This window comes from Flavobacterium sp. DSP2-3-1, assembly GCF_049896865.1.
In the GTDB taxonomy this organism is placed as follows: domain Bacteria; phylum Bacteroidota; class Bacteroidia; order Flavobacteriales; family Flavobacteriaceae; genus Flavobacterium.
This window is the reverse complement of record NZ_JAFCVD010000002.1, coordinates 1-21,155: the sequence shown is the minus strand read 5'-3', so window position 1 is coordinate 21,155 and position 21,155 is coordinate 1. Positions and strand designations below refer to the sequence as shown.

The window sequence follows — 21,155 nt, the reverse complement described above, 5'->3', positions numbered from 1 at the left end:
CCACCAAATAAATTAGATGAACAACTTAGAAAACCGATTAAAACCTTGTGGACCCCCAAAATTAATACGCTCTGGCGTCTTTTCCTTCATAAAAATTCATGAATGCTCGGTTTACCACTCGGTTTCCTCCAGGTGTTGGATAGTCTCCGGTAAAATACCAATCTCCTAAATTTTTTGGACAAGCAATATGTAAATCTTCTACGGTTTGAAAAATAATTTTCACTTCGGCTTTTATCTCTGGAGAACTTAACATTTGTGCGATTTTATCTGAAATCTCTTGAGGTTGAAATGGTTCGTAAATTGCCGTTACGTAATTTATAATTTCAATGTCCTTGAAGTTTTCCTGCGCTTTACATTCCACATATACTTCATCCACGATATGATACAAATTTCTTTCTTTAAGCAATTCTAAAGCAGCTTTAAACGCTACCAAACCTTCCAGTTTAGCCATATCAATTCCGTAGCAATCCGGATAGCGAATTTGTGGCGCCGATGACACTATAACAATTCGCTTTGGATTCAAACGATCCATCATTTTGATGATACTCATTTTCAAGGTGGTTCCCCGAACAATACTATCATCAATAATAACCAGATTATCTGTTGGTTTTATAACGCCATACGTCACATCATATACGTGCGCTACTAAATCGTCACGGCTGCTATCTTCTGTAATAAAGGTCCTTAGTTTAGCATCTTTAATCGCTACTTTTTCGGTGCGAATTTTTACCGCAAGTAATTCTTGCAACGATTCCTTCGTTAATGTATTTCGGTTTTGAAGAATGTAATTATTCTTTCTTTGATTCAAGAAATCCTGCGCTGCCTCCACTAATCCGTAGAATGAAGTTTCAGCTGTATTTGGAATATATGAGAAAACCGTATTGTCTGTATCTTGATCAATCGAGTTTAAAACAGCCGGAAGAATTAATCTTCCCAGTGTTTTTCTTTCCTGATATATTTCAGCATCACTTCCTCTGGAAAAATAGATTCGTTCAAAAGAACAGGCTTTTTTAACCGTTGGCGGAAGAATTTCCTGCATAGAAACTGTCCCGTTTTTCTTGATGATCAATGCGTTTCCTGGTTCAATTTCCTGCACTTTTTCGAAAGGCACATTAAAAACAGTCTGGATTACCGGTCTTTCTGAAGCCACAACTACTATTTCATCATCCTGATAAAAATAAGCGGGACGAATTCCTGCCGGATCTCTAAATACGAACGAATCTCCATGTCCCAGAAGTCCAGCCATCGCATAACCGCCATCTAAGTTTTTAGAAGCTCGGGTTAAAATCTTGGCAACATCCAGCTTTTCAGCAATTACTGGTGAAGCTTCTCTTTTTGTTAAGCCATTATTTTTACATTCTTGATACAAATCAGTTACCTCGTCATCCAGAAAGTGACCAATTTTTTCCATTACAGTAACTGTATCAGCCATTTCTTTTGGATGCTGACCCAATTCCACTAAACTTTGAAAAAGCTCTTTAACATTCGTCATATTAAAGTTTCCAGCCAAAATCAAGTTTCTGTGCATCCAGTTATTCTGACGTAAAAAAGGATGAACACTTTCAATGCTGTTTTTTCCAAAAGTTCCATAACGAACATGTCCCAAAAACAATTCTCCTAAATAAGGGATTTTCTGTTTTTGTAGCGCCACATCATCGGCGTATTCCGGATGAGTAGCCATTTCCTCATTAATTCTGTCATTAATCTGCGCAAAAACATCCTGAATCGGTTGTGCATGATTAGAACGAACACGACTAATGTAACGCTCTCCTGGTTCCACGTCTAATTTTATACTTGCAAAACCAGCACCATCTTGTCCGCGATTGTGTTGCTTTTCCATCAAAAGATACATCTTTTGGATTCCGTAAAAAGCCGTTCCGTATTTTTCTTTGTAAAATTCAAGCGGTTTGAGTAGTCTAATTAAGGCTATACCACACTCGTGTTTTAAAGCATCGCTCATTGTAAGGTTGTTTGTGTTGTTGTGTTATTCTAAAAATAAATTGAACTGATTTAAAAAAAAGATAAATCAGATGTAATTCCCTGCTAATTTTATTTAACAAAAAAACCCCGTTTCCGAGGTTTCATAATATTATAATTCTATATCAAATTGTGTCAGTGATTTGAATTGTTGCAGTCTGGAAACTACTTCGGTTTTGTCTAAATCAACCATTCTTTCGGTTCCAAATTTCTCCACACAAAAGGAAGCCAAATTTGACCCCTGAATAATTGCGTTTTTCATGTTTTCGAATGAAATATTTTCACTCTGCGTTAAATATCCTGCAAACCCTCCCGCAAAAGTATCTCCTGCTCCAGTTGGATCAAAAACCTCTTCAAGCGGTAAAGCCGGCGCGAAGAAAACTTCTTTATTATGAAAGATAAGTGCTCCGTGTTCTCCTTTTTTAATCACTACATATTTAGGTCCCATCGTATGGATTTTTGCAGCAGCTTTCACTAAAGAATATTCTCCGGAAAGTTGTCTTGCTTCCTCATCATTGATGGTGATTACATCTACACGTTTTATTACATCCAATAATTCAGGTAAAGCACAATCCATCCAAAAATTCATCGTATCCAATACTGTCAATTTAGGTTGTGTTTCCATTTGGTCCAAAACACTGCTTTGTACCAATGGATGTAAATTTCCTAACATTACTATATCAGCGTTTTTATAATCTTGCGGTACTTTTGGTTGAAAATCAGCCAAAACGTTTAGTTGTGTATCCAGCGTATCTCTTGAATTCAAGTCATTATGATAACGACCACTCCAAAAGAAAGTTTTCCCTCCTTTTACAATTTCAAGACCAGATATGTCAATATTTCTTGAAGTCAATAAATCTAAATATTCTTGCGGAAAATCATCTCCAACTACAGAAACTATAGCGGATTGTACATTAAAAAAGGAAGCCGATAAACCAATATAAGTTGCCGCACCACCTAAAATTTTGTCCGTTTTTCCAAATGGAGTTTCAATTGCGTCGAAAGCTACTGTTCCAACAATCAATAATTTATTCATTATATACGTTTCGAATTAAGGCGCAAAGATAGTCTATAAGTTATAAAGTTGCAAAGAGTGTCAATTGTAAAGTTTTGCCAATTTACATTCTTATATCACAACAGCTTTGCCTCCTCTTTTTCATAAAAAGCATCTATAGAAAGTTGTTTTTGCATTGAAGCCATAACAGCTAATTCATCGCACCTTTCGTTTTGGACATGGTTGTTATGTCCTTTGATCCATTTAAAATCCACTTTGTGTTTTCTATAAACAATTAAAAAACGTTTCCACAAGTCAGCATTTTTCCGGTCTGCAAAGCCTTTTTTTTCCCAGCCTAAAACCCATTTTTTTTGTACTGAATCAACCACATATTTGGAATCAGAAACTACCAATACTCTTGTATTTGGGTTTTTTAATTTTTCGAGACCTACAATAACGCCCAGCAACTCCATCCTATTATTAGTAGTGCGACGAAAGCCTTCATAGAATTCTTTTTTATACGGTTTTCCTACCCATTCCATCACGACACCATAACCGCCGTTTCCGGGATTTCCTTTGGCAGCGCCATCCGTGTATATGTGTACGTCGTGTTCCATTTATCAATTAAGATTTTAGATTTAAAATTTCCTCAATTACCGTTGGAAAATATTTTTGTTCCAAATCATGAATTTTATGAGCCACTTCCTCCGGAGTTTCATCACCTGCTAAAACAACATTTTGTTGAAAAATAATATTTCCTTCATCATAATTTTCATTAACAAAATGAATGGTAATTCCGGTTTCATTTTCTTTATTGGCCACAATTGCTTTATGAATATGCATCCCATACATTCCTGTACCGCCATATTTTGGCAACAAAGCAGGATGAATATTTATGATCTTATCCGGATAGGCAGCTATGATATTTGCGGGGAATTTCAATAGAAATCCTGCTAAAACAATCAAATCCGGTTGGATTTCATTTACCTTATGTAGTACTTCGCCTTCAAAAAGCTGTTCTTTTGAGAAAACATTTGTTTGTATTTCATAGGTTTTTGCTCTTTCAAGCACTCCTGCATTTCGATTATTAGTGAAGACTGCCACAACATTCCCCGTTTTTGTTTTTTCAAAATACTTTATGATATTTTCAGCATTAGTACCCGATCCAGAAGCAAAAACCACAATTTTTTTCATAACCTTACCTGTTTTAATTGCACAAAAAAAGGCATAAAAATCGAAAATAAATAACATTGCGACAGCTTTGTTAAAATAAATTTCATAAATTAGATGTCACATTTATTAACTAAATAGTTGTTTTAAAATAAAGTTTTTTATTTTTGCCAACAAATTAAATTCTAAAATTAAAGATTATGTCAGACATTGCATCAAGAGTAAAAGCGATTATCGTAGACAAATTAGGTGTTGACGAAAACGAAGTTGTAACAGAAGCAAGCTTCACTAATGATTTAGGAGCTGACTCATTAGACACTGTTGAGCTTATTATGGAATTCGAAAAAGAATTTGACATTCAAATTCCAGACGATCAAGCAGAGAACATCGCTACTGTAGGTCAAGCAATCTCTTATATCGAGGAAGCTAAAAAATAATAAAAGACACACCCGTTTGCATTCTTGTAAACGGGTGTTATTATTATTTTTAAAATTAAATTCGAGATTGAATTTCAATCACAAATATATTTACTGTAACACCCATGGCTCTTTTGTAATAGTAATACAGTAAAGAAAGCATGGGTTTTATTTGTTTAAAGATAACAAAAATAAAGAATTTATGGTATTAAGACGAGTTGTTGTAACAGGTTTAGGCGCTCTTACACCTATTGGAAATAACATTGAAGACTATTGGAACGGACTTATTAACGGCGTTAGTGGCGCTGCTCCAATTACCTATTTTGATGCTTCAAAATTTAAGACGCAATTTGCCTGCGAATTGAAAAATTTTAATGCTGAAGATTTTTTAGACAGAAAAGAAGCCCGAAAAATGGACCGCTACGCACAATATGCCATGGTTTCATCAGATGAAGCGGTACTTGATGCAGGTTTTAATTTCGAAAAATTAGACAAAGACAGAGTTGGTGTTATATGGGGTTCCGGAATTGGAGGCCTGGAAACGTTTCAAATTGAAATGTTGAATTTCGCAGCCGGAGATGGCACACCAAAATTTAATCCTTTCTTTATTCCAAAAATGATTTCGGATATTGCCGGTGGTCATATTTCTATAAAATACGGTTTCAGAGGTCCAAATTTCACTACTGTTTCAGCTTGCGCTTCCTCTACAAATGCTATAATTGACGCTTTCAACTATATTAGATTAGGACATGCTGATGCTATGATAACCGGTGGCTCTGAAGCTGCGGTGACAATAGCCGGAATGGGAGGTTTTAATGCTATGCATGCTTTATCAACCAGAAACGACGATCCTAAAACTGCTTCAAGACCAATGGATAAAGATCGAGATGGTTTTATTTTAGGTGAAGGAGCTGGTGCGTTGGTGCTGGAAGAATATGAACATGCTGTTGCCCGTGGAGCAAAAATTTATTGCGAAATAGGCGGTGGCGGAATGTCAGCTGATGCGTATCACATAACTGCACCGCATCCTGAAGGATTAGGTGCTAAAAATGTAATGCTAAACTGCTTGAGAGATGCTGGCTTGCAAGCAACTGATGTTGATGGTGTGAATATGCACGGAACTTCAACACCACTTGGCGACATGGCAGAATCTAAAGCAATATTGCATGTTTTTGGTGAACATGCGTACACGATGAATTTAAATTCGACTAAATCCATGACAGGTCATTTACTTGGAGCAGCCGGAGCAGTTGAAACAATTTCTTCGATTCTTTCATTAAAATATGGAATAGTACCACCTACAATCAACCATTTTACGGATGATGAAAACATAGATTCTAAACTGAACTTTACATTTAACACAGCTCAGAAAAGAGACATGAACGTTGTAATGAGTAATACTTTCGGTTTTGGAGGCCACAATGCTTGTGTATTAGTTAAAAAATTAGAAATCTAATTATATATGCGTATAATCAAAAAAATATTTTCAAAATCCCGTTCTCCAGAAGACGGGATTTTTTTTGATTCTATTCAGAAAATTTTAGGATTTGCCCCGTTAAATCTTGATTTTTATAAAAAAGCGTTTACTCATCGCTCCTCTAATCGTCTGGATGTTTTAGGAAATCCAATCAATTACGAACGATTAGAATTTTTGGGAGATGCCATGTTAAGTTCCGTTATTGCTGCTCATTTATTCAGCAAAGCACCCGCAGGCGACGAGGGTTATTTGACCAAAATGCGTTCTAAAATTGTAAGCCGAGAACACTTGAACGAATTAGGCAAAGACCTGAATTTAGTCCAATATATAGAAAGCAAAGTGCCACTTCAGCATTTTGGAGAAAACATCCATGGTAATATTTTTGAATCGTTGGTTGGAGCCATATACCTAGACCGAGGATATGTGTATTGCGAAAAATTCATTCAAAAGAGAGTTGTAGTTCCCTATGTTGACATTGCAAGACTCGAGGGAAAAGTAATCAGCTATAAAAGTCTGGTTATCGAATGGTGTCAAAAAGAAAAAAAAATATTTCATTATGATATTTTTGAGGATAATGCCATTGACGGACAACGTCTGTTTGGTGTAAAACTCAGCATTGACGAGAAGGTAATTGCAAAAGCAAGAGCAACCTCCAAAAAGAAAGCAGAAGAAAAAGCATCTCAACGCGCTTATTTTGCATTTCAAGAAAAAATGGATAGAAAATAATCATAACATTCATAAAACTACATCGTTTTCGTTCATAAATTAACAAAAACATCCCGTTTTGAGGCTTTCATACTTCATTAGAAATACTATATTTACATCTTATTTTCTCATGAAATGGCTATTCACAAACTTGATCTTGGCGAATTTGACAAAATAGATTACTATCTTATTGCTATTCATACTTCCTTAGAAGACTATCGGTTGGCATTTTTTATTAATCAAAAATTGCCTGTAAACCTAAGTAAAAGTGAGAATGAAATTCAAATCAATATAAAAGAAGGAGAGACAAATTTTTCCAGATTTTATTACATTGATAAAGAAAGTACCATTACCTGGAATTTGATTCAAAATAAAAACGAGGTTATCCAATATAAAAAAGGAAACACTCCAAATCTATTTTCAGATGTAACAATGGAAGTGGCTACGAAAGTCTTTTTACTTCCTGAATTCAAAAAAGTAGATTATTTTTTGAAAATTGAAAATAACGACGATACCATGAACGTATCCAATATACAACTCCTATTAAATACCATAGACAGCATATCAACTGTTTATATTGTAGATACAAATAAAATCAAATCTAAAAACAATTTAATTTTTTAATATCAATGCTTACAAACAAAAAAACTAAAATTGTAGCCACACTTGGGCCTGCATGTAGTACAAGAGAAATCATAAAAGACATGATTGACGCAGGCGTAAATGTGTTCCGAGTAAATTTTTCACATGCTGATTATGAAGATGTAAAAGAAAAAATAAATCTGATACGGGGATTAAATGAAGAGTTTGGATATACCACAGCGATTCTAGGAGATTTACAAGGCCCAAAACTTCGTGTAGGAGTCATGGAAGAAGGTGTAGTAGTGCGTGACGGTGATCTAATTACATTTACCACCGCCGAAGATATACTTGGAACTGCAAAGAAAGTGTTCATGAAATACCAAAACTTTCCAAATGATGTAAATCCAGGGGAAAGAATTTTGCTTGATGATGGAAAGCTTATTTTTGAAATTGTGGAAACTGATAAGAAATCAGAAGTCATTGCACGAGTAATTCAAGGCGGTGAATTGAAATCTAAAAAAGGAGTTAATTTACCGAATACAAAAATATCGCTTCCCGCAATGACCGAGAAAGATATTGCTGATGCTATTTTTGCAATTGGACAAAATGTAGACTGGATTGCATTATCATTTGTAAAAACACCACAAGACTTACAAGACTTGCAGGATTTAATCGCAAAACATTCAGATTATAAAATTCCTATTATTGCAAAAATAGAAATGCCGGAAGCATTAGAAAATATCGACAAGATTGTTGCCTATTGCGATGGATTAATGGTTGCCCGAGGAGATTTAGGAGTAGAACTTCCGGCACATGAAGTTCCGCTTGTTCAAAAAGAATTGATCCGTAAAGCTAAAACAGCTCGTATTCCAGTTATCGTTGCTACACAAATGATGGAAACTATGATTACCAGCCTTACACCAACTCGTGCAGAGGTGAATGATGTTGCAAACTCAGTTATGGATGGTGCAGATGCAGTAATGCTTTCTGGAGAAACAGCAACTGGTAATTATCCGGTTCAGGTAATTCAAAAAATGACTCAAATCATTGAAGCAGTAGAAGATTCTCCGCTAATTCAGGTTCCACAAAATACACCACAGATAAAAACAAAACGTTTTATCACTAAAACAATTTGTCATCACGCAGCAAGCATGGCAAATGTAATCAAAGCAAAAGCAATTTGTACATTGACAAATAGTGGTTATACGGCTTTTCAAATATCAGCTTGGAGACCAAATGCACATATTTTAGTATTTACATCCAATAAAAGAATCCTTACCCAACTTAATTTATTATGGGGCGTAAAATCTTTTATGTACACCAAAGATGTAAGTACCGATGATACCGTAACTGACATCAACGAAATTGTAAAACAAAAAGGTTTTGTACAAAAAGGAGATTTCCTTATCAATTTAGCAGCAATGCCTATCAAAGATAAAGGAATGGTCAACACCTTGAGAGTTTCTGAAATAGAATAGTTTAAAACTGTTTAAATACTTTCCGTCTTGTCTCGTTTTAAAACGAAATAAGACGGATTTTTTTTATGCAATATTCCATGTACTATGATTTTAGTTTACAAAAATTTAAGAGTAATTACACCTTCTTATGCAAAATAAAATTTATATTTGAACAACAAATAACCCTAAAAATTATGAGTTTAAATTCTAAAAATCCATTTTTGAACAATAAAACTTTTTCGTCAACTGCAGTTTCAAAAAGAGATGAGACACATCACGCAACGATCATAGATTATAATGAGGAAATGACTTTGTCTGGCACTATTAATAAAAGTTTAATCTTATTTTTACTTCTTACCGCATCTGCAACCGTAATCTGGTGGCTGACTTTTAACGGAATGAACCCGTTGGTTGCCGCTATTGGTGGAGCTGTCGTTGGATTAATTTTAGTACTTATCGCTGCTTTCAAACCACAATATTCTCCTTATCTAGCTCCGGGATATGCGCTGTTTGAGGGATTATTTATCGGTGGAATTTCGGCAATATTTGAAGTCAGATACCCTGGAATTGTAGTTCAGGCGGTTGGAGCAACTTTTGTAACTTTTATGGTTTGTCTGGGTTTGTATAAATATAAAATTGTAAAAGTAACGGAGCAATTTAAATCAGTTGTCGTGGCAGCTACGTTAGCTATTGCCACTTACTATCTTATATCTTGGGTTTTCTCCATGTTTACCAGTTTTGTTCCCGTTCATTATGGAAACTCCCTGATGAGCATTGGCATCAGCGTTTTTGTGATTATCATCGCAGCTCTAAATTTATTCTTAGATTTTGACCGCATTGAAAAAGGAGTTGAACAAAAAATGCCAAAATACATGGAATGGTATGGCGCCATGGGATTAATGATTACATTAGTTTGGTTGTATATTGAGTTTTTAAGATTACTATCTAAATTGAACAGTAAAAACTAACCTATATATTTATATAAAAAGAGAAAACCTTTCCAGACTGGAAAGGTTTTCTCTTTTATGCAGCTTTCTCAAAAGCGATATAATGACTCAATTCGCCTTTGATGTTGAAAACAGGATATCCTTTTATCAGACAAGCATAAACTTCTCCGTTCTTTTTATAATTCATTACAACTTTCTCAAAAGGTTGCTGATCTAATATTGCTAATCGGATTTCATTTGAAGTAATGTGATTGGTTGCTTCACCCTGAAACATCTTTGGGCTTTTACCCAATACTTCATGTTCTAAATAGCCATTCATTTTAACGATGTTGTGTGAAGCAAAAACAATGCTTAATCTTGCATCAGTGACAACTACAACTTCATCTCTGAGACTGCTTTTTAAATCCCAGTTATTCTGAACCCATTTATTTTTGGAAGCAATTGAATTTAATTTATTTAAATCCAAAAAAAAGCTCTTTACTTCAGTCAAAAATTCATTGTGAAAATCCCAACAGAAAATTGGAGCTGTCTTTACGTTTAAACCATTGTGATACACCGCAATAGCATCTTCATATTCTTTAAAATTACTCATGATTTATCGATTTAAAGAGACAAATGTAAATTTATTTGTAACGATAAAACAGGAATTATCTAACTTTAACCATTGTTGAACATGCTTTAAACACCTAAAAATCAAATTTTAACTGCACTACAACAAACTTCTTCTCCTCTGTATTTAAATTAGTTAATGAAATGCCAAGCAATCGAACAGAATCTTTCATACGTTCCTGAAATAACAAATCCTTAACGATTTCGAGAATTAATGCTTTATCAGCAATAAAATATGGCAAGGTTTTACTGCGGGTTTGCTGAGTAAAGTCGCTATACTTGATTTTTAAAGTGACTGTTTTGCCAGCGACATCGTATTTTTTTAGCCTTTTTTCCAAAGCTGCAGCAATACTTTCCAATTTCTCCATCATGAAAATTTCAGACGAAAGATTAACATCAAAAGTATGTTCCGCAGCAACTGATTTTGTTGTTCGATTGGATTTCACTTCACTATTGTGAATCCCTCGAACCACATGATAATAGTAAGCACCTGATTTTCCGAAATGCTTTTCCAAAAATTCCAAAGATTTATTCTTTAACTCTACTCCGGTAAAAATTCCAAGTTGGTACATTTTTTTAGTGGTAACTTTCCCTACACCATGAAATTTCCGAATGGGCAACGCTTCTAAAAATGAAATTACATCATCAGGATTAACCGTTTTTTGTCCGTTTGGTTTGTTGTAGTCACTAGCAATTTTGGCTACAAACTTATTGATGGATATTCCAGCCGAAGCAGTCAAACCCACTTCCTTAAAAATACGTTGTCTTATTTCCGCTGCCAATAATGTAGCGCTTGGATTTCCTTTTTTGTTAATAGTAACATCTAAATACGCTTCGTCAAGTGATAATGGCTCAACTAAATCTGTATAATCGTGAAAGATTTTTTGAATTTTATTCGAAATTTCCTTGTAACGGTCAAATCGGGGTTTGACGAAAATGAGTTCCGGACAATTTTTCTTAGCCAAAACTCCGCTAATTGCACTTCGGACTCCAAATTTCCTGGCCTCATAACTTGCAGCTGCCACAACACCCCGACTTTCGGAACCTCCAACAGCGATAGGTTTACCTCTCAGAAACGGATTATCCATCTGCTCCACCGAGGCATAAAAAGCGTCCATATCGACGTGTATAATTTTTCTATTTAGAATTAACTCCTGCATCTTAATTGCATTGCACAACCGTTATTATTATCAAATGACTGACACACTAAGAATTTTTCCGGTCCTCGACGTGCAAATAATTTTCGACTACAACTGATTTAGCTTTCTTTTCTGTCGGAAAAAAGAAACTGACAGGATTTGATTTGAAATGATTCCAAATGGAAACGGTAACAAATCGTAATTCATATAAAGAGATTGCTCTGGAACGAAAGGCTAGTCCCAGTGAAAGACTGAAACTCACGATAAAGTTAATCGCTCCAATAACACCAATTCCAAAAATACCCCAAAACAACATAGAGTTGCTTACTTGATAATTTGCTCCATATAATCCTAAGGCAAGATTACCACTTACAAAAGTGATATGTCTAATATCAAGATTCAATCCTAAAAACAACCCTACCGAAGCCGTACTTCCCATAAAAATACCAAACCAGAAATTAGAAATAATTCCAGCTCCTCTTTTTTCATACAGTTCGGCTAATTTCAAAGTTTTAGCTTTTCCTAAATTTCTTTTCAAAAAAGGATGCTCTGTAATCCGGAAATAAACTTGATTGTGTTTGTCTCTGTTAGCAACACTTCCTGAAATAATCCCAGATAAAAACAGAAAAAATCCTGCTATCGCCGCATGAAAAACAGCTGGGGAATGAATTGGACTAATGTCGATCAGTAAACTTTCCCATTTAGTAGCCGCAATATTGTAGTGTGCTGTATAATCTATAAGCCAAATTCCGAGTAATGAAACAGGAAAAGCCATGATAACATTCCCTACAAATGCGATAAACTGAGAACGAAATACGCGTGCAAAAAGAATAGCGAAAGCGGTATACTTTTCAGAATCTTTTCCTTTTTTTATCACGCCTTCCTCCAATGCTTTTATTAAAGCCGAAGCTGTCATCGCTGGTTGTTTAGTCGCCAAAGTAAAACCGAGAAGATAAATGGCAATAAAACCAAATGCATAATTCATACTATACAAAAACGCATGCCCAAAAAAGCTCGTATCAGCTTTAGAGAGCAGCACTTTGATAACACATAAAATCCCTACAATGAAACCTCCACCCAATGCTGTTTTGAACATTTTATAATATTCTTTTCGGCTTTCTGTAATATAATGTTCTCCTGTTTTTGCGGTGTGTTGTGTGATTTCATACGAAATCAATTGTGTGCTTTCTCCAATAAATTTTCGAACATTATTTTTATAACAATTGAATTTTATCAATCGCAACGCCAATATAATTCCATTGTATTTTTTGTCTTTTTCTTTACCGACAATCAATAACGAAATCAAAAATTTCAAGCGTTCTAATTGCTGTCTAATTTTTAATAAATTTTGGTTCACTCGAAGTGAAATTCCATATTTTGAACTGTTATGAAATGCTCTATCTACAAATTCTACGCATTGTTTATGCAAAACCAGCAGCTGTGCATACGATAAATCATCCGGCGCGATATAATGACTATCTGAACTTCTAATCCGCTCTTCAATTAGGAATAATTCCTTTTCAAAAGCTGAAAAAGGACTTTCAAGATCATCATATTCCGGTACCATTTTAATTACATCAGTTTCCATCGCACGACCACTGATCCGCTGTGTAATTAAATGCATGGAAACTAATAATTCCGATAAAACTGAGTTTGGTTCTGTACTGTCGTAAATGGATTTAAACCTCAAAAGATTATATAATTCTTCCAACTGACTTAATGGAATTTTGTTGATCCAAATCCCGTCATTCGCTAAATAAAAAACCTGATTAAGAATATATTCTAAAGTATCTTTTTGGGGTTGATACGGCAATAATTTCGCGAAAATCCTTTTTTTTACTTCAAAAATAAAATCTACATCCTGAAGAATTGCCGCATCAGCAAGAATTTTATTGAACTTTTTATCTTTTAAAATTTCTTTAAGATAAGTAAAAAACTGTTCTCGACACGAATAATTTTCTTTCAAAAATAAAATGATTTCTTGTAAATCTACCCTTTGCACATTTTTGATTTTTACAGGTCGAATCAACCGAATCAACTCTATTAAAGGCTCCAAACTATCATTTGTTTCACGCCAAGACTGCGCTTCGCCAAAAAACTCCGTTAAAAGCCCAGCAATAGTTGGCTTTGGTTTTGCTTTGAAAAATGCCTTCATTGTATTAGTTCAATTTTTGTAAAAATACAAATCAGAAAACAAACTACTGTTACTTATTCATAAAATTACGGCTTATAAGACAGACTCAGGAATCAAAATTTATTAAAGTAAATATTTTGATACCTTTGAATTACGATGCCATACAACTATACGTTAAATTTTAAATTAAAAAGCACTCTTTTGAAAGTTAAAAAAAGAGCAATCCAAGAAGTCCTTTTTTTAAATACTAAAAATTGAACTAAAAAGTCAGAAGCAAGAGAAGAGATAAAACAAAAAAATTAGCAGACGCTATTTATAAAAAACACTAAAATGATTGAAATAGAAAGAAAATTTAAAGTAAAAGATGATTCATTCAAAACTGAAGCTTTTGCAAAAAACCACATCGCACAAGGCTATTTAAATTCAAATCCAGCGCGTACGGTTCGCGTTCGCATAAAAGGCGACAAAGGATTTCTGACTATCAAAGGAGCGTCAAATGATACGGGATTATCCCGATTTGAGTGGGAAAAAGAAATTCCGGTGCCAGAAGCTCAAATGCTATTGCTTTTATGTGAAAAAGGTGTGATTGAGAAAACCCGTTTTGAAATAAAAAAGGGCCATCATGTTTTTGAAGTGGATGAATTTTATGGAGATAATGAAGGATTGATCGTGGCAGAAATTGAGCTTAACTCTGAAACGGAGACCTTTGAAAAACCAGATTGGTTGGGTACTGAACTAACCGGCGACATTCGGTATTACAATGCTTACTTAAGCAATAATCCTTTCAAAAGCTGGTAATTATTTAGTCATTACTTCTATCGTGACTAACATTCCTCCGCTACCTTTATTGGAAGTAATATCCATATACGCTCGTTTTGAAAGGTCAATTTCTCTGGACTTTACAAAAGGGCCTCTATCAGTAATCTCGACGATTACCCATTTGCCATTTTTTTCATTGGTAATTCTTACTTTTGTTCCAAAAGCGAGTTTTTTGTGTGCTGCCGTATATTTATTATTATCAAATTTTCTTCCGCTTGTAGTTTTTCTTCCGTTAAACTTATCGGCATAATATGATGCATGTGCCTCTCTTTTAAAAGGTTTAAAAACGCTTAATACATTATTTAAAGAATCAATTTTCTTGTCTTGACTTTCTAATACTAGTTTACTCTTTTTGATTGAGTCTTTTTGGATTAACGTTTTCTGTCTGATTGTACTTTGACTACTTAATATGCTTATAAATGTCAGTAAAAAAAATAAAGTAATTGATTTTTTCATAAATATTTTCTGTTAATTTAGTCTAGTAAAACAAAAACCATACCTAGATAAAAAAAGCCCTATTTCTAGAGCTTTATTCGGTTTTTATAACCACATATTCCATGGTATTCTACTCAAAATAAGTAATAAACCTAGACCGTAAAAAATAGAAAAAGTTTTAAATTTAGATTCGCTTGTCATTAACTTTTTATGCTTGGACCAACCAATTGTAATCAGAACAATCGCAATGATATTGATCAACGGATGTTCTAAAGACGTTAGGCGTAATGCTTTGTCAGCCATTTGTCCAAATGAAGCTAAACCTAATGGTGACACAAAGTATAAAATGATACCAACTAATAATTGAATGTGAATTGCTATTAAAGCAAACAATGCAATTTTTCGATCTTTTGAAGTGAAATCTTTTTTAGAAGACATCCCGATAAAGGAGTTAACCACAGCAACCACTAATACTAAAAGTGCTAAATAAGCCCAACCTGAATGAAATTTTTGAATTAAATCGTACATAAATACTGTTTTTGTTTTAACAAATATAAGAAAAAAAGGCATAAAAAAACCACGTTTTTCAACGTGGTTTTAAATATTCAATTGCTTTTAATACGCTTATTTCCCAAAAATATATCTAAGTGTAAATTGTGCTTGCCACACATCAAAAGTTGAAGCATTTTTCTGGAAAGTATCTTTAATTAAAATTCTATTTCCATTAGATTCAACTTGAGTTGCTAATTGGAAAAAGGGAACATTCACAGTAGCTATTCTATAGTTCAACACATTGGCATTAGTAACCCTTTGTGTAACTCCCCAATCTTTATTAATAAAATTGGTAAAGTTTAAGATATCCGCTCTAAATTGGAAATTATTCTTTTTACCTGCGATTGTAATGTAAAAATCTTGAGTTGCAGATAAATCCAATCGATGTAACATAGGCAAAACCCCTCCGTTTCTCGCAGCATACTGCCCTCTTCTTGTAGAAAGATATTTATCTTGACTGATGTAAGAATCATACGCTTGTTGTTGTTGCGCTTCAGAATATGTAGTTACAACATTAACTCCATTTACAACATTTGTAACGGCCAATGGCTGAAAACGGATTTCATTTCCATTTTTAGGAACGTAAATCAAATCATTATTGTTTACTCTGTCACCGTTCATATCTCCTCCGTAAGAGTAAGAAAATGGTCCTGCTTGTTCTCCGATATACCCTAAGTTAATTGAAGTCGCCGCGCCAACATTTTTACCATATTCGATTTTGTATCCTAAAATACCAACTAATCTATGTGGAGTATTGTTATTAGACAATGCTAATGGCAAATTGTTATTACCATTTACAGATCTAGCGCCCGTCCATGAACCAGAAGCGATAGAACCTGGAGATAACAAATCGTTAGCACTTGAATGCGTGTATGCAAAAGATCCCCAAAGACCTTTTTTGTATGGATACTCTAATTTAAAAGTTGTAGAATAAAAATATCCTCTGTCTGTATTTGTTAAAACTACTGCACTAGAAACATTGTCATTTACACGAACACCCGCATCCGTACGTGCATATCTTGGTCTCTTATCCGGACCACTGAAAGTTCCAACAGGCGCATCAAAATTACTGTTGTAATAATGGATTGCATTAATGTTTCTTTGAAAAATCCCTTCTATTGTACCTACAAAACCGAAAGGAAGTTTTTGATCAACCGCTACATTAGTTTTCCAAACTTGAGGAAACTTAAATTTTTTATCTGTGAAAGCCAATTCAAATGTAGTTGGAAGAGTTGGTGTATTTGGAATAAAATAATCATTAGGATTTGGAGTGAAACCATATCTTCCTGCTGCTAATGCTGGACCACTCACGTCAACAAATCCTGTAAGTACTCCATTATTACCAATCGCATTCGATAAATAAACTGAAGGTGCTCTACCTGTAAATACACCACTACCACCACGAAGAAGCGTAGATGAATTACCATTTAAATCTAAATTAAACCCAACTCTAGGTTCTAACAAATATTGAGTCTCAGGCATCTCTCCTGTATTAAACTTTTGTCCTTGTGCAAAAGTTAATGCAGTAACTGCTGGATTTTCAAGTGCAGTATCAGCAAACCAAACTGCCGAGGCACGAAGACCTACTGTTAATTTGAATCTATCACTCAATTTCATTTCATCTTGAGTATACAAATCTAATTTATTAGACTTAAACACTTGCAATGGTTCTTGAGCTCCCGGCAATGCAGAATATCTAAATTGGAAACGTGCAGGAAGTGCTGTTGTAGATGGCGCTCCTCCAGTATTTGCTGATTGATTAGCCGCTGCATAAAAATCAGTTAATGAATTAAACACATAAACTCCATTAGAACCAGAGAAAAACAAGTTGCTAGATTTGAAATGTTCAAAATTAGAACCAAACAATAAAGAATGTTTTCCAATAGTTTTGGTCAAATTATTAGTAAAATGCAATGTAGAGTATGTAAGTTTATTACCCTGTGTAAACGGGTCTAATCCCGCTGAAATAAATGTATTTGATCCATTTAATATGTCAATTGTTGGGAATAAACCACCACCTTGTAATGCTCTATCTTCAATTTGCTTATCATAACCAGCAATGAAATTATTGTACCAAGAATTACTTAACTTACTATTCAATTCTAAAACAGCTGATCTCGTATTATCTAAAATAACATAACCGCTGTTTTTAAAAGACATTGCAAGCGGGCTAGTTCTTCTGTTTCCAAAACCTAATGAATTTGAGTTTGATGTCAACTCATCAGAATTTGAGTTATGAAAAACATATCGAGCCGTTAATTGATGATTGCTATTAATATTCCAGTCAACTCTGGCAAGGAATTTTTTTGAAATTCTTTCTGCATCATAATTTTCCCAAGGTCCGGTTGTGTAATTAAACTTGTCTTGTAAAAAATTAGAAAGTGTTTCCATTTGCGCGTAAGTAGGCGCAGAAACCTGAGCACTTGGTTGTGGTGAACCGGTAGAAGTCCACGTTGTAGCCGGGCTAATGTTTTCTATAGTTTCAAAATTTCCAAAGAAAAATAATTTATCTTTAATAATTGGTGCACCAATTCTGGCTCCCCAAATTTTTTCTTGAAATTTTCCAGGAACTACTGTTCTTTCTCCTGCTTTAGTTCCTATAAAATCTTTTTTATTGCTTCGGAATGAATGGTATACTGATCCTTCTACTTCGTTTGTTCCACTCTTAGTAACTGCATTTATTCCAGACCCTAAAAATCCTGATTGACGAACGTCATAAGGAGCGACACTTACTTGCAATTGTTCAATTGCATCTAAAGAAATAGCTGTTGAACCAGTTCTACCTCCTGCTTGTGAATCGTTACCTAAACCAAAACCATTATTAAAAACAGATCCGTCAATAGAAAAATTGTTCAATCTTGAATCTTGCCCACCAAAAGTACCATTACTACCTGCATTGGCATTGTACTTTGTAATTGAGTTTATAGAACGTGCACCCGTTACCGGTATAGCTGTAATTTCTCTGTTAGAGAACTGTTGAGATGCTCCAGTTCTTCCTTTGTTAAAATTTCCTTTAGATTTTGTAGAAACAATCACTTCATTCAAAGCATTTGATTCTTCTTCTAAAACAACATTTACAGTTAAATTATTCCCTAAAGGAGCATTAATTTCTGTGATTTCAGTTGTTTTGTAACCAACGTAAGTTACTTTTACTGTGTAAGGACCTCCTGGTCTGATACCTTGGACTGCATATCCTCCAGTAGATCCTGTAGTAGAGAAATATTTTGTTCCAGTAGGTTTGTGAACAACCTCAACTGAAGCTCCAGGAAGAGTCTCTCCAGAATTTGATTTAACAGTACCAGACATAGCAGAACTAGTAACCTGCGAATGACCTACAACTGATAAAAAAATAATCAAAATAAAAATAATTCTTTTCATTTTTGTTTTTTGTTTAGTTTATTAAATTTCAGCAAAAATATAACATTTTTATCTTAAAAAGTTAACACAACGTTAAGAATACTATCTTTTTCAAGTAGGAATTTTTACTTAAAATGATAAATTCATTTTTTTTGTTAAAAACCTATAATATTACTCATCTTATTAATTTTTTATTAATTTTTTCACAGAAAAAACTAATATTACATTCTGGAATAAATTATATTTTTTTTATAAAACTACTATGATTGAGTCACTTATCTATAAAAAAGCCCTGATTAGATTATAATCAGGGCTTTAAATCTCACAAACTTCAAAGAACGAGAGCTGCAGATTAATAGCAGAACTAAATTTATAAAATTATAAAAACAACTAGCATTCACAACACTACTTATTAACAAGAAAATGATTTAATAAAAAAGCTGTAGAACTATCATGACTTTTAATCGTTTTGGTATTAATTTCATCTAAAATAGAATTTGCCAATTGTTTTCCTAACTCAACTCCCCATTGATCAAAACTAAAAATATTCCAAATAATTCCTTGTACAAAAATCTTGTGCTCATACAAAGCAATCAAAGAACCTAAAGTTTTTGGAGATAATTTCTGAATTAAAATAGTATTGGTAGGCTTATTTCCAGTGAAAACTTTAAACGGCAAAAGAAATTTAGCCTTGTCTTCTGAAATTCCTTGTTTATCAAATTCTGCCTGAACTTGCGCTTCGGTTTTTCCGTGCATTAACGCTTGCGTTTGTGCAAAAAAGTTAGACATAAGTTTATTATGATGATTATCGTCTCCATACAAAGGAGTTACAAAACCAATAAAATCTGCAGGAATTAATTTTGTCCCTTGATGAATTAATTGAAAAAAAGCATGTTGTGCATTCGTTCCTGGTTCGCCCCAAATAATAGTTCCGGTTTGGTAGTTGACAGTTTTCCCATCACGCCCAACGCTTTTACCATTACTTTCCATCGTTCCTTGCTGCAAATAAGGGGCTAATTTCTGTAAGTACTGTGTGTATGGAATTAAAACTTCACTTTCGGCACCAAAAAAATTATTGTACCAAATACTTAATAATGCTAAAGTAACTGGCATATTTTGATCAAGATTAGCAGTTCTGAAATGCTCGTCCATTTCATTAGCTCCTTGTAGCAATTCATCAAAATTATCGTATCCTACGGCTAAACTTATCGTAAGTCCAACGGCACTCCATAAAGAAAACCTTCCTCCAACCCAATCCCACATAGGAAATACATTGTCTGGGTTTATCCCAAACTCAGTTACTTTTTGAATATTGGTAGAAACCGCAACAAAATGTTTAGCAATATCTTCCTCAGTTGTTCCGAAGTCTCGGGATAAAAACCATTTTCTGATGGTCTCAGAATTAGTCAATGTTTCTTGCGTGGTAAATGTTTTAGAAACAATCACGAAAAGGGTAGTTTCCGGATCTAGTTTTTTTATAATCTCATTAACATGATCGCCATCAACATTTGAAACAAAATGAACATTAAGATGATTTTTGTAAAATTGCAATGCTTCAACTGCCATAGCAGGCCCTAAATCTGAACCTCCAATACCTATGTTAACGACATCCGTGAAAGGTTTTCCTGTGTAACCCGTTCTTTCACCTGAAGTAACTTCATTTGAAAATTCTTTTATTTTATTTTTTACTTCAAATATTTCCGGAATTACATTTTTTCCATCAACATTTATAACTGCTGATTCTTGCGCTCGCAATGCGGTATGAAGCACTGCTCTATTTTCGGTTTGATTGATTATCGCACCATCAAAATATTCTGCAATAGCGCTTTTAAGTCCAACTTCGTCTGCCAATTCTAATAACAACTGAAGTGTTTCTTGATTAATAATATTCTTTGAATAATCAATTAAAAAATCATTCCATTTCAAATTGAATTTTTCAGTTCTAGTTGCGTCCAAATGAAATAATTCTTGCATTGAAGCTTTTTGCATTTCGTTGTAATGCATTTCAAGTTTCTTCCAAGCATTTGTTTCTGTTGGGTTTATCGTATTTAAAGCCATTAATTAGGTGTTTTGTAGTATTATTTGAATTTGGCAAAAATACTGAAATTAGTTTTAACGGTAAATGAGTTTTCGACTATATCACAATTTAGCGCGAAAAACACTAAATAGTGACCATCTATAATTATCGGAAGCATTTCAGTTTTAAAGCTATATATATTTACTAGATTCAACTAATTAATGCAACTTTTAGGGGGGAGATAAAGATATTTTTTCAAAAGAAAGGACTTTTAAAAAGCCCTCTCTCTCGAATGGAATAAATGTTCTTTATTTGCTCCTGACCAAAGTTGTAAATAATGAGCCACTTAACCAGCGAACAAAGATACA

18 protein-coding genes are annotated in these 21,155 nt (G+C 34.0%); 7 read left to right on the top strand and 11 right to left on the bottom strand.

Annotated elements, in window-relative coordinates; genetic code table 11:
• Window positions 1–61: 61 nt before the first annotated feature.
• The 4 genes from ACP7AT_RS02380 to purN form a co-directional block, all read right to left on the bottom strand.
• A complete protein-coding gene (locus ACP7AT_RS02380; RefSeq protein ID WP_426062768.1) occupies window positions 62–1,960 on the bottom strand; it encodes an amidophosphoribosyltransferase in 1,899 nt (632 codons plus the stop codon).
• 129 nt (window positions 1,961–2,089) lie between these two features.
• Complete coding sequence (locus ACP7AT_RS02375; protein WP_426062767.1) at window positions 2,090–3,013, bottom strand: PfkB family carbohydrate kinase; 924 nt, start codon at window positions 3,011–3,013, stop codon at window positions 2,090–2,092.
• 95 nt (window positions 3,014–3,108) lie between these two features.
• Window positions 3,109–3,588 carry a ribonuclease HI gene (rnhA, locus tag ACP7AT_RS02370; protein ID WP_426062766.1) on the bottom strand — a complete coding sequence of 160 codons (480 nt, stop codon included), beginning with the start codon at window positions 3,586–3,588 and terminating at the stop codon, window positions 3,109–3,111.
• A gap of 7 nt (window positions 3,589–3,595) precedes the next feature.
• Complete coding sequence (gene purN, locus ACP7AT_RS02365) at window positions 3,596–4,165, bottom strand: phosphoribosylglycinamide formyltransferase (RefSeq protein WP_426062765.1); 570 nt, start codon at window positions 4,163–4,165, stop codon at window positions 3,596–3,598.
• A 176-nt stretch (window positions 4,166–4,341) separates the two neighbouring features.
• Between purN and ACP7AT_RS02360 the strand changes: the two genes are divergently transcribed.
• The 6 genes from ACP7AT_RS02360 (at window position 4,342) to ACP7AT_RS02335 (ending at window position 9,746) form a co-directional block, all read left to right on the top strand.
• Entirely contained in the window at window positions 4,342–4,578 is a 237-nt protein-coding gene (locus tag ACP7AT_RS02360) for an acyl carrier protein (RefSeq protein ID WP_007137004.1), read from the top strand.
• Window positions 4,579–4,759: 181 nt separating this feature from the next.
• A complete protein-coding gene (gene fabF / locus ACP7AT_RS02355) occupies window positions 4,760–6,013 on the top strand; it encodes a beta-ketoacyl-ACP synthase II (RefSeq protein WP_426062764.1) in 1,254 nt (417 codons plus the stop codon).
• Between the two features lie 6 nt (window positions 6,014–6,019).
• Window positions 6,020–6,760, top strand: a complete 741-nt coding sequence (locus ACP7AT_RS02350; RefSeq protein ID WP_426062763.1) for a ribonuclease III family protein — start codon at window positions 6,020–6,022, stop codon at window positions 6,758–6,760.
• Window positions 6,761–6,874: 114 nt separating this feature from the next.
• Window positions 6,875–7,363, top strand: a complete 489-nt coding sequence (locus ACP7AT_RS02345; protein ID WP_426062762.1) for an IPExxxVDY family protein — start codon at window positions 6,875–6,877, stop codon at window positions 7,361–7,363.
• 5 nt (window positions 7,364–7,368) lie between these two features.
• The gene (gene pyk, locus ACP7AT_RS02340; protein ID WP_426062761.1) at window positions 7,369–8,799 is read left to right on the top strand and encodes a pyruvate kinase; all 1,431 of its coding nucleotides are present in this window, start codon (window positions 7,369–7,371) and stop codon (window positions 8,797–8,799) included.
• Window positions 8,800–8,972: 173 nt separating this feature from the next.
• Window positions 8,973–9,746: a Bax inhibitor-1/YccA family protein gene (locus ACP7AT_RS02335; RefSeq protein ID WP_426062760.1), complete on the top strand. Its 774-nt coding sequence runs from the start codon at window positions 8,973–8,975 to the stop codon at window positions 9,744–9,746.
• Window positions 9,747–9,801: 55 nt separating this feature from the next.
• Here the strand turns inward: ACP7AT_RS02335 and ACP7AT_RS02330 are convergent, their stop codons facing one another.
• From ACP7AT_RS02330 to ACP7AT_RS02320, 3 genes are all read right to left on the bottom strand, one after another.
• Window positions 9,802–10,317 carry a PAS domain-containing protein gene (locus tag ACP7AT_RS02330; RefSeq protein ID WP_426062759.1) on the bottom strand — a complete coding sequence of 172 codons (516 nt, stop codon included), beginning with the start codon at window positions 10,315–10,317 and terminating at the stop codon, window positions 9,802–9,804.
• 94 nt (window positions 10,318–10,411) lie between these two features.
• Window positions 10,412–11,494 carry a DNA polymerase IV gene (dinB, locus tag ACP7AT_RS02325; RefSeq protein WP_426062758.1) on the bottom strand — a complete coding sequence of 361 codons (1,083 nt, stop codon included), beginning with the start codon at window positions 11,492–11,494 and terminating at the stop codon, window positions 10,412–10,414.
• Between the two features lie 46 nt (window positions 11,495–11,540).
• Window positions 11,541–13,628, bottom strand: coding sequence for a recombinase (locus ACP7AT_RS02320; protein WP_426062757.1), 2,088 nt, complete (start codon window positions 13,626–13,628; stop codon window positions 11,541–11,543).
• A gap of 309 nt (window positions 13,629–13,937) precedes the next feature.
• On the opposite strand from ACP7AT_RS02320, the gene ACP7AT_RS02315 reads away from it, so the two are divergent.
• Window positions 13,938–14,405, top strand: a complete 468-nt coding sequence (locus ACP7AT_RS02315) for a CYTH domain-containing protein (RefSeq protein ID WP_426062756.1) — start codon at window positions 13,938–13,940, stop codon at window positions 14,403–14,405.
• On the opposite strand, the gene ACP7AT_RS02310 is transcribed toward ACP7AT_RS02315, so the two are convergent.
• From ACP7AT_RS02310 to pgi, 4 genes are all read right to left on the bottom strand, one after another.
• Window positions 14,406–14,882, bottom strand: coding sequence for a septal ring lytic transglycosylase RlpA family protein (locus tag ACP7AT_RS02310; RefSeq protein WP_426062755.1), 477 nt, complete (start codon window positions 14,880–14,882; stop codon window positions 14,406–14,408).
• Between the two features lie 84 nt (window positions 14,883–14,966).
• Complete coding sequence (locus tag ACP7AT_RS02305) at window positions 14,967–15,389, bottom strand: hypothetical protein (RefSeq protein WP_426062754.1); 423 nt, start codon at window positions 15,387–15,389, stop codon at window positions 14,967–14,969.
• A 96-nt stretch (window positions 15,390–15,485) separates the two neighbouring features.
• Window positions 15,486–18,791 (bottom strand): carboxypeptidase regulatory-like domain-containing protein, encoded by a 3,306-nt coding sequence (locus tag ACP7AT_RS02300; protein ID WP_426062753.1) that lies wholly within the window; start codon window positions 18,789–18,791, stop codon window positions 15,486–15,488.
• Between the two features lie 384 nt (window positions 18,792–19,175).
• A complete protein-coding gene (pgi, locus tag ACP7AT_RS02295) occupies window positions 19,176–20,828 on the bottom strand; it encodes a glucose-6-phosphate isomerase (protein WP_426062752.1) in 1,653 nt (550 codons plus the stop codon).
• Window positions 20,829–21,155: the final 327 nt, after the last annotated feature.